Here is an 8,269-nt window from a genome sequence, read left to right as displayed (position 1 = left end):
GCGCTGCATGAGCATGCCCTTCTGGCGCGAGGACCTCTAAGTCTTTCCGTTTCCGGTGCGGTCCCCCTACAACCGCACCGGTTTCGCCCGTCAAACGGGCACCGCTACTATTTACGTAATTCATTTTTTCGAAAGGATTTGAACCATGGGTGTTAACCTCTCCGGCCGTAGCTTCCTCAAGCTCCTCGACCTCACCACCGAGGAGATCGAGTACCTGCTCAAGCTCTCCAAGAACTTCAAGGACATGAAGCGCGCCGGCGTTCCTCACCGCTATCTCGAGGGCAAGAACATCGTTCTGCTCTTCCAGAAGACCTCCACTCGTACCCGCTGCGCCTTCGAGGTCGGCGGCATGGATCTTGGCATGGGCGTCACCTACCTCGATCCCGGTTCGTCCCAGATGGGCAAGAAGGAGTCCATCGAGGACACCGCCCGCGTTCTCGGCCGCATGTATGACGGCATCGAGTTCCGTGGCTTTGCCCAGGACGACGTCGAGGAGCTCGCTGCTAAGTCTGGCGTGCCCGTATGGAATGGCCTGACCACCGAGTGGCACCCCACCCAGATGCTCGCCGACATCCTGACCGTCCAGGAGAACTTCAACTACGACATCAAGGGCAAGACCCTCGTCTTCATGGGCGACTGCAAGAACAACGTCGCTCGCTCCCTCATGGTCGTCTGCTCCAAGCTCGGCATGAACTTCGTGGCCTGCGGCCCCGAGGAGTGCATGCCCGCTGACGACGTCATCGAGGCCTGCAAGCCCATCGCTGAGGCTAACGGCTGCACCATCAAGCTGACCACCGACGTCAAGGACGGCGTCACCGGTGCCGACGTTCTCTACACCGACGTGTGGGTCTCCATGGGCGAGCCCGACGAGGTCTGGGCCGAGCGCATCGCTCAGCTCACTCCGTATCGCGTTACCTCCGAGGTCATGGCTATGGCCAACCCGGGTGCCATCTTCCTGCACTGCCTGCCCAGCTTCCACGACACCAACACCACGATTGGCGCCGAGAAGTGCGAGCAGTTCGGCATCACCGAGCAGGAGGTCACCGACGAGGTCTTCGAGAGCCCCGCTTCCAAGGTCTTCGACGAGGCCGAGAACCGCATGCACACCATCAAGGCTGTCATGTACGCTACGCTCAAGTAAGAGCATCTAGCATCTCGCTCGGGGTGCATTGCTGCGCACCCCGAGCGCTTTTGTCTGGTAAAAATCTCGCACCGAGCGACATGCACGGCACGGAAGAGCCGCTTCGGGCGAGATCAGTAAATGATTTATGAAGGGGGGATGAGAACTATGACTGAGACCGCTAAGAAAAAGCGCGGTATGCCTTCATCGTTCACCATTCTTCTTGCTCTGCTGGCAATCGTCGCGGTTGTTACCGTTATCGTCTCCGGTACGTCCGGTGGCGCGGTTACCGCTGCCCGCTTGAGCGATTTCTGCACCGCCCCGGTCAAGGGCTTCGCTGACGCTCTGCCCGTCTGCCTCTTCGTTATGATCCTCGGCGGCTTCCTCGGCATGATGACCGAGACCGGCGCCCTGGACAACGGCATTGCTGTTCTGGTGCAGAAGCTTAAGGGCAATGAGATCATGCTCATTCCCGTGCTGATGTTCATCTTCTCCCTCGGTGGTACCACCTATGGTATGTGCGAGGAGACCGTTCCCTTCTACGCCCTGCTCGCCGCCACCATGATGGCTGCTGGCTTCGACCCCATGGTCGGCGCTGCCACCGTCCTGCTCGGCGCTGGCTGCGGCTGCCTCGGCTCCACGGTTAACCCGTTTGCCGTCGGTGCTGCCGTTGACGCTCTGACTGGCGTTGGCATTGAGGTCAACCAGTCCATCATCATCGGCCTCGGTGCCGTCCTGTGGATTGTTACCACTGTTATGTCCATCCTCTTCGTCATGAGCTATGCCAAGAAGGTCAAGGCTGACAAGGGTTCCACCATCCTTTCGATGCAGGAGCTCAAGGACGCCGAAGAGGCTCACGGCAAGGCTGCTTCCGAGGTTCACAAGGAGGTCAAGCTCACCGGTCGTCAGAAGGGTGTTCTGATCGCCTTTGCCTTCACCTTCGTCGTCATGATCGTCGGCTTCATCCCGCTGGCCGACCTTAACGAGGGCGTCGCCAACTTCTTCGATGCTGGCGCTGTCTATGACGCCGACGGTAACGCCATCGTTCAGGGCTGGTCTGCCCTGATCACCGGCCTGCCCATTGGTCAGTGGTACTTCGACGAGGCTTCCACCTGGTTCTTCCTCATGGCTGTCCTGATCGGTATTATCGGCGGCCTGTCCGAGAAGCAGATCGTCAACACCTTCATCACCGGCGCTGCCGACATGATGTCCGTTGTCCTCGTCATCGCCCTCGCCCGTGGTATCTCCGTCCTCATGGCTAGCACCGGCCTCGACGTCTACGTCCTCGACGCTGCCGCCAATGCTCTGGCTGGCCTGTCCGGCGTGATCTTCGCTCCCATGAGCTTCCTGGTCTACTTCGGCCTGTCCTTCCTGATCCCCTCGACCTCCGGTATGGCTACTGTCTCCATGCCCATCATGGGACCGCTGGCTGTTAAGCTCGGCTTCTCGCCCGAGGTCATGGTCATGATCTTCTCCGCCGCCATCGGTGTCGTGAACCTGTTCACCCCGACCTCCGGCGCCATCATGGGCGGTCTTGCTCTGGCCAAGATCGAGTGGACGACCTGGCTCAAGTTTGCTCTTAAGCTCATCGTCGCTCTCTCCGTCGTCTGCGCCATCATCCTGACCGTCGCTTGCGTGATGCTCTAAGTACCCCTTGGGTACCCCACGGAAACCATGACGATCCTGTAAAGGATCACCTGGTCATCGTCTGTCCGGTGGGGTAACCCCACCGGTAGACTCCTACCTTTAGCCTCCTCCCGTTCCGTGCGCGGGAGGGGGCGACTTGCGTTCCGGCGTTTTACCAAACGCCGGAACCGGTCGACGCTGCGCGCCGCCCAGGACGACAATTTGTCATTCAAAAGGCAAGGCATGACCAAAAGGTCTATGCCTTGCCTTTTTCATGCCAACTTGTACGTTCTGGACGTCGCTCGCTGTCCGTCCTCTGCCTGCGGCGCTTTCCATTGTTGGTGCAGGGGGTAGCTTGCTCGCTCTGGCGCCTGTTCGCTGGCTTCGGCTCTGCCTGTGACGTTTCCATTGTTTGTGCGGAGTGACTTGTTCCCTGCCCTAAATTAGCTACCCCGGGTCCCCGGCGGTTGCGGTGGGCGTGTTTGGTTGGTGCCTGTTGATGGTCTGGTTATCGGGGAGGGCGGGCTCCGTTATAATCGCCTAGAACATAAATGGAAACGGGACGGGAGCCATATATGCGCCAGGGTTTCGACAACGCGAAGTATATCGAGCTGCAGGCTGCTCACATTAAGGAGCGCATCTCGCAGTTTGGCGGCAAGCTGTATTTGGAGTTTGGCGGCAAGCTGTTCGATGACTATCATGCCAGCCGCGTGCTACCGGGTTTTGAGCCGGACAGCAAGTTCCGCATGCTCAAAAGCATCGCCGACGATGTCGAGGTTATCATCGCGATCAACGCGAACCACATCGAGAAAAACAAGGCTCGTGGTGACCTTGGCATTACCTATGACGAGGATGTGCTGCGCCTGGTTGACCTGTTCCGCGGCAACGGCTTTGCTGTCGCGGCCGTGGTCATCACCCAGTACGCTGGACAGCCCGCTGCCGATGTGTTCCGCAACCGCCTGAACGCGCTCGGTATTCCCGCCAAGCTGCACTATCCCATCGAGGGGTATCCGCACGATGTCGATCTGATCGTGTCCGACGACGGCTATGGCAAGAACGAGTTTGTCGAGACCACCCGACCGCTCGTTGTCGTGACGGCGCCCGGCCCTGGCTCGGGCAAGCTCGCCACTTGCCTGTCTCAGCTCTATCACGAGCACAAGCATGGCACGGCCGCCGGCTATGCCAAATTCGAGACCTTCCCGGTTTGGAATCTGCCCCTTACGCATCCGGTCAATATTGCCTACGAGGCCGCCACGGCAGACCTCGATGACGCCAACATCATCGACTCCTTCCACCTGGAGGCCTACAACAAGACCACGGTCAACTACAACCGCGACGTCGAGGCCTTCCCGGTAGTCCGTGCCCTGATGGAAAAGATCCTGGGCAAGAGCCCCTACCAGAGCCCTACGGACATGGGCGTCAATATGGTCGGTTTTGCCATCACCGATGACGATGCCTGCCGCGACGCTTCCAAGATGGAGATCGTCCGCCGCTACTTTACCGCGGTCGAAAATGTGCGCCGTACCGGCGTGGGCGATGAGCAAGTCGACCGTCTCAAGATTATTATGAAGAAAGCCGGCATCGATAAGAACTACTCACCGGCGCGCTCGGCGGCCCTCACCAGGGAGCAGCTGACGGGTGGTCCCGTGGGTGCCATGGTCATGCCCGATGGCTCCGTGGTGACCGGTAAGACCTCCACGCGCCTGGGCGCCGCAAGTTCGCTCATTATGAACGCCCTCAAGCATGTCTCGGGCGTCGACCTTGAGCTCGAGGTCATTAGCGATGAGGCGATCGAGCCCATCAGCAAGCTCAAGACGCATTTCCTGGGCAGCAAAAACCCGCGCCTCCACACCGACGAGACGCTTATGGCGCTGTCGATCACCTCGGCCACGAGTGAGACGGCCGCTCGCGTCCTTTCGGGCCTGGAGCAGCTGCGCGGTTGCGATGCCTTCTTTAGCGTGATTATCTCGCCGACGGACGAGACGGTACTGCGCAAGTTGGGCATCAACGTGTGCTGCGAGCCCAAGTTTGAGCGCCGCGGTTTCTTCCATCGCTAAGTTTGAAGCACCGCGGTAATTGCATTGCATTTTGGCCGTATCGGGTTAGCGCCCGGTACGGCTTTTTGATCAATAAAGCGTCTATTTCGGCGAAAAATAGCTGTTTACCTGCCTAGAAACAATTTGAGCGGTATACAATAACCGTAACTGTTTCATCCTTAGCGGGATGCCGCATGATGGATATTACCTGCCATCGTGAGGTGTGTCGGTCGCGCACGGCGCGTTAGATGCTCGTGCTCGGTTTGAGGAGGCTGCTATGGCGGGCAAGGGTCGTGCGAGTGTCAACGATATGAAGCGTGTCGAGGTGCTGGTGTTGATGGAGATCGACCAGCAAACCGAAGACAATGGCGGGCCGTATGGTTTCTCGCGCAAAACGCTTGCCGAGCGCGTGGGGGTTTCGCCGTATCGTGCCCGCGCCGCAATCGATCGCTTGGATTCCGAAGGTATGATTGATGTCGTCTCGCGTTATAGCGACGACGGCGGTCAGCTTGCAAATGGCATTTGCCTCACCGAACGTGGTGAGTGGTATCTTGAGGGCGTCCGTACCGGCATGCTCGTTCAAGAAATGCTTGAGGACGAGGTTGCTGATCGATAGCAGCATGTAACCCTTGCCATAGTGACGCCGCCTGGGAAACCGGGCGGCGTTTTGTTTCAAGATTGAGAAATGCAATCGCACGCGAGAAAAATTGCGGACGGTCCGCGGCGCGAGTATTACAATGAAGACCCGTAAGATGTGGATAAACAACTTCTACGGGAAGCGCAGGTAACTCAATATGACCAAGCATGTGTTCGTAACCGGTGGCGTGGTTTCGTCCCTGGGCAAGGGTATCACCGCGGCCTCGCTGGGCCGTCTGCTCAAGTCGCGTGGCTACAAAGTAACGATGCAGAAGGCCGACCCGTATCTGAACGTCGACCCCGGTACCATGAGCCCGTTCCAGCATGGTGAGGTCTTTGTAACCGAGGATGGTTACGAGTCCGACCTGGACCTGGGTCATTACGAGCGCTTTATTGATGAGAACCTGACCCGCGATTCCAACTTTACGACCGGTGCCATCTACAAAAGCCTAATCGCCCGCGAGCGTCGCGGCGACTTTTTGGGCGGTACCGTGCAGGTGATTCCTCACGTCACCAATGCCATTAAGGATAAGTTCCGCCGCATCGAGGAGCAGACCGGCTCCGATGTAGTCATCACCGAGCTGGGCGGCACGATCGGCGACATCGAGTCCCAACCGTTTGTCGAGGCCATTCGTCAGTACCGCAAGGAGGCCGGCCCCGAGAACGTCTGCTACATCCACGTGTCGCTCGTTCCCTATATCGTCGCCGCCCACGAGGTCAAGACCAAGCCCACGCAGCATTCCGTCAAGGAGCTCCGCAGCTTTGGCATCCAGCCCGATATTATCGTGTTGCGCTCCGACCACCATATCGATGACGCTATCCGCGGAAAGATCGCAAGCTTCTGCGACGTCGACACCGATTGCGTCTTTACCAACGAGGACTGCGCGAGTATTTACGATGTTCCGCAGCTGCTTGCCGAGCAGGACTTTGACCTGCGCATTTGCGAGCGTCTGGGTCTGGACCCGCGTGAGCGCGACATGAGCGAGTGGAACGAGTTCCTGCGCAAACAGAATCACGCCAACCATCACGCCGACAAGGTGAAGATCGCCGTCGTTGGCAAGTACACGCAGCTGCCCGATGCGTACCTGTCGGTTATCGAGGCCCTGCACCATGCGGGCGTCTTCTACGATCGCCATGTGGACGTCCAGCTGGTCGACGGCGAGAGCCTCGACGAGCAGAATGTCTCCGAAGTTCTGGGCGACGCCTCGGGCATCCTGGTCCCCGGCGGCTTTGGCAAGCGCGCCCTGGAGGGCAAGATCCTCGCGGCCGAGTTTGCCCGCGAGCACAAGATTCCGTATCTGGGCATTTGCCTGGGTATGCAGGTGGCCGTGTGCGAGTTCGCCCGCAACGTCGTCGGCCTTGCCGGCGCCAGCTCCTCCGAGTTCGACCCGGACGGTCCGTTTAGCGTCATCGATCTGATGAGCTCGCAGGAGGATGTCACCGAGAAGGGCGGCACCATGCGTCTGGGCGCCTATCCGTGCAAGCTCGCCGCCGATACCCTCGCTCGCGAGGCATATGGCGAGGATCTCGTCTACGAGCGTCACCGTCACCGCTTTGAGTTTAACAACGCCTTCCGCGACCAGCTTGAGGACGCCGGTTTGGTTATCTCGGGTCTGTCGCCCGACGAGCGCCTGGTCGAGATGGTCGAGCTGCCGCGCGACGTGCATCCTTGGTATGTGGCAACCCAGGCCCACCCCGAGTTCAAGAGCCGTCCGACCAACCCGCAGCCGCTGTTCCGAGAGTTCGTGCGTGCCTCGATCGGTCAGCACGAGGGTGTCGATCGCCTGCAGGTGACGCCCATGAACCTCGCTACGGACTAAGGGTGCCGGCGAACAAAGAACATACCGAAGCTACTCCCTCGTCGCTCGCCGTGGCGGCGGGGGAGTATCTCGATTACCTCGCGGTCGAGCGGGGTTTGGCGCGCAACACGATTGCGGCCTATCGTCGTGACCTGACGACGTACTGCGCGTATCTGGAGCGGGCGGGCATCATGTCTTTTGATGAGGTGACTCGTCAGGTCGTGGAGGGCTTTGTCGCCGACCGTCGCGATGGGGGCTATTCCGATGCCTCGGTGGAGCGTGCGCTTGCGGCCGTGAAGGGCCTGCATGCCTTTTTGGTGCGCGATGGGATTGTGGCCCAAAATCCAACGGCGGCGTTGCGCCTGCCTAAAAAGGCTGAGCGTTTGCCGGAGTATCTATCGGTGGAGGATGTCTCGGCGCTGCTCGATCAAGACTTCCCCGAGGGCGAGATGGGCTTGCGCGACCATGCCATCTTGGAAGTGCTCTACGGATGCGGCTTGCGTGTGAGCGAGTTGGTGGGGCTCGATGTGGGCGATATCCATATCGACGATGGCTTTGTGCTCGTTCGCGGTAAGGGCTCAAAGGAACGCCTGTCCCCGTTGGTGGGAAGCGCGGCGCGAGCTCTGACGCGCTATATAACTAAGGGGCGTTCTCGCTTGGCCGCCCATGCTCACGGGACGGAGACCTTGGCGGTCTTTTTAAATAAGAACGGCCGCCGTCTGTCGCGCCAGGGCATCCATGCCATCTGTGAGCGCTACGGGCGCCAGGTGGGGCTGGTGGGACTCCATCCCCATACGCTGCGTCACTCCTTTGCCACCCATATGCTTGCGGGCGGTGCAGACCTCCGTGTGCTACAGGAGATCTTGGGACATGCCGATATATCGACCACGCAGGTCTACACGCATGTCGATCGTACGCAACTGACCGAGGTCTATCTGGCGGCGCACCCGCTGGCACATCGTTAACACATCGCCGGCCTGCATATCTATAGGTATTTGGGGACGGGCCCCAGATTGCCGCGGCGTGCTTTTGCGCGCGCATGGGCAATCTGG

The 8,269-nt window shown here is 59.6% G+C and carries 6 protein-coding genes; all 6 read left to right on the top strand.

The genetic code is table 11. The features are described 5' to 3' along the window. Positions 1 to 145: 145 nt before the first annotated feature. The 6 genes from argF (at position 146) to xerD (ending at position 8,182) form a co-directional block, all read left to right on the top strand. Positions 146 to 1,141 (top strand): ornithine carbamoyltransferase, encoded by a 996-nt coding sequence (gene argF, locus DW899_RS08970; protein ID WP_117584234.1) that lies wholly within the window; start codon positions 146 to 148, stop codon positions 1,139 to 1,141. Positions 1,142 to 1,279: 138 nt separating this feature from the next. Beyond that, a complete protein-coding gene (locus tag DW899_RS08965; protein WP_369831459.1) occupies positions 1,280 to 2,767 on the top strand; it encodes a YfcC family protein in 1,488 nt (495 codons plus the stop codon). 554 nt (positions 2,768 to 3,321) lie between these two features. Further along, on the top strand, positions 3,322 to 4,803 hold the full coding sequence (locus tag DW899_RS08960; protein ID WP_006234276.1) for a DUF1846 domain-containing protein: 1,482 nt from the start codon (positions 3,322 to 3,324) through the stop codon (positions 4,801 to 4,803). 256 nt (positions 4,804 to 5,059) lie between these two features. After that, positions 5,060 to 5,398: a hypothetical protein gene (locus DW899_RS08955; protein ID WP_040358312.1), complete on the top strand. Its 339-nt coding sequence runs from the start codon at positions 5,060 to 5,062 to the stop codon at positions 5,396 to 5,398. Between the two features lie 178 nt (positions 5,399 to 5,576). Next, positions 5,577 to 7,238 (top strand): CTP synthase, encoded by a 1,662-nt coding sequence (locus DW899_RS08950; protein WP_117800738.1) that lies wholly within the window; start codon positions 5,577 to 5,579, stop codon positions 7,236 to 7,238. A gap of 2 nt (positions 7,239 to 7,240) precedes the next feature. Next, positions 7,241 to 8,182, top strand: a complete 942-nt coding sequence (gene xerD, locus DW899_RS08945) for a site-specific tyrosine recombinase XerD (protein ID WP_117800736.1) — start codon at positions 7,241 to 7,243, stop codon at positions 8,180 to 8,182. Positions 8,183 to 8,269: the final 87 nt, after the last annotated feature.

The sequence above is a fragment of the Collinsella sp. AM41-2BH genome, assembly GCF_003468085.1.
GTDB lineage: Bacteria > Actinomycetota > Coriobacteriia > Coriobacteriales > Coriobacteriaceae > Collinsella.
Note: the sequence above shows the minus strand (reverse complement) of the source record. Positions and strands in the feature narration are given on the sequence as shown.

Coding starts and splice junctions, on each gene's coding strand:
- argF (WP_117584234.1), top strand. CDS start 146: ATGGGTGTTAACCTCTCCGGCCGTAGCTTCCTCAAGCTCCTCGACCTC.
- DW899_RS08965 (WP_369831459.1), top strand. CDS start 1,280: ATGAGAACTATGACTGAGACCGCTAAGAAAAAGCGCGGTATGCCTTCA.
- DW899_RS08960 (WP_006234276.1), top strand. CDS start 3,322: ATGCGCCAGGGTTTCGACAACGCGAAGTATATCGAGCTGCAGGCTGCT.
- DW899_RS08955 (WP_040358312.1), top strand. CDS start 5,060: ATGGCGGGCAAGGGTCGTGCGAGTGTCAACGATATGAAGCGTGTCGAG.
- DW899_RS08950 (WP_117800738.1), top strand. CDS start 5,577: ATGACCAAGCATGTGTTCGTAACCGGTGGCGTGGTTTCGTCCCTGGGC.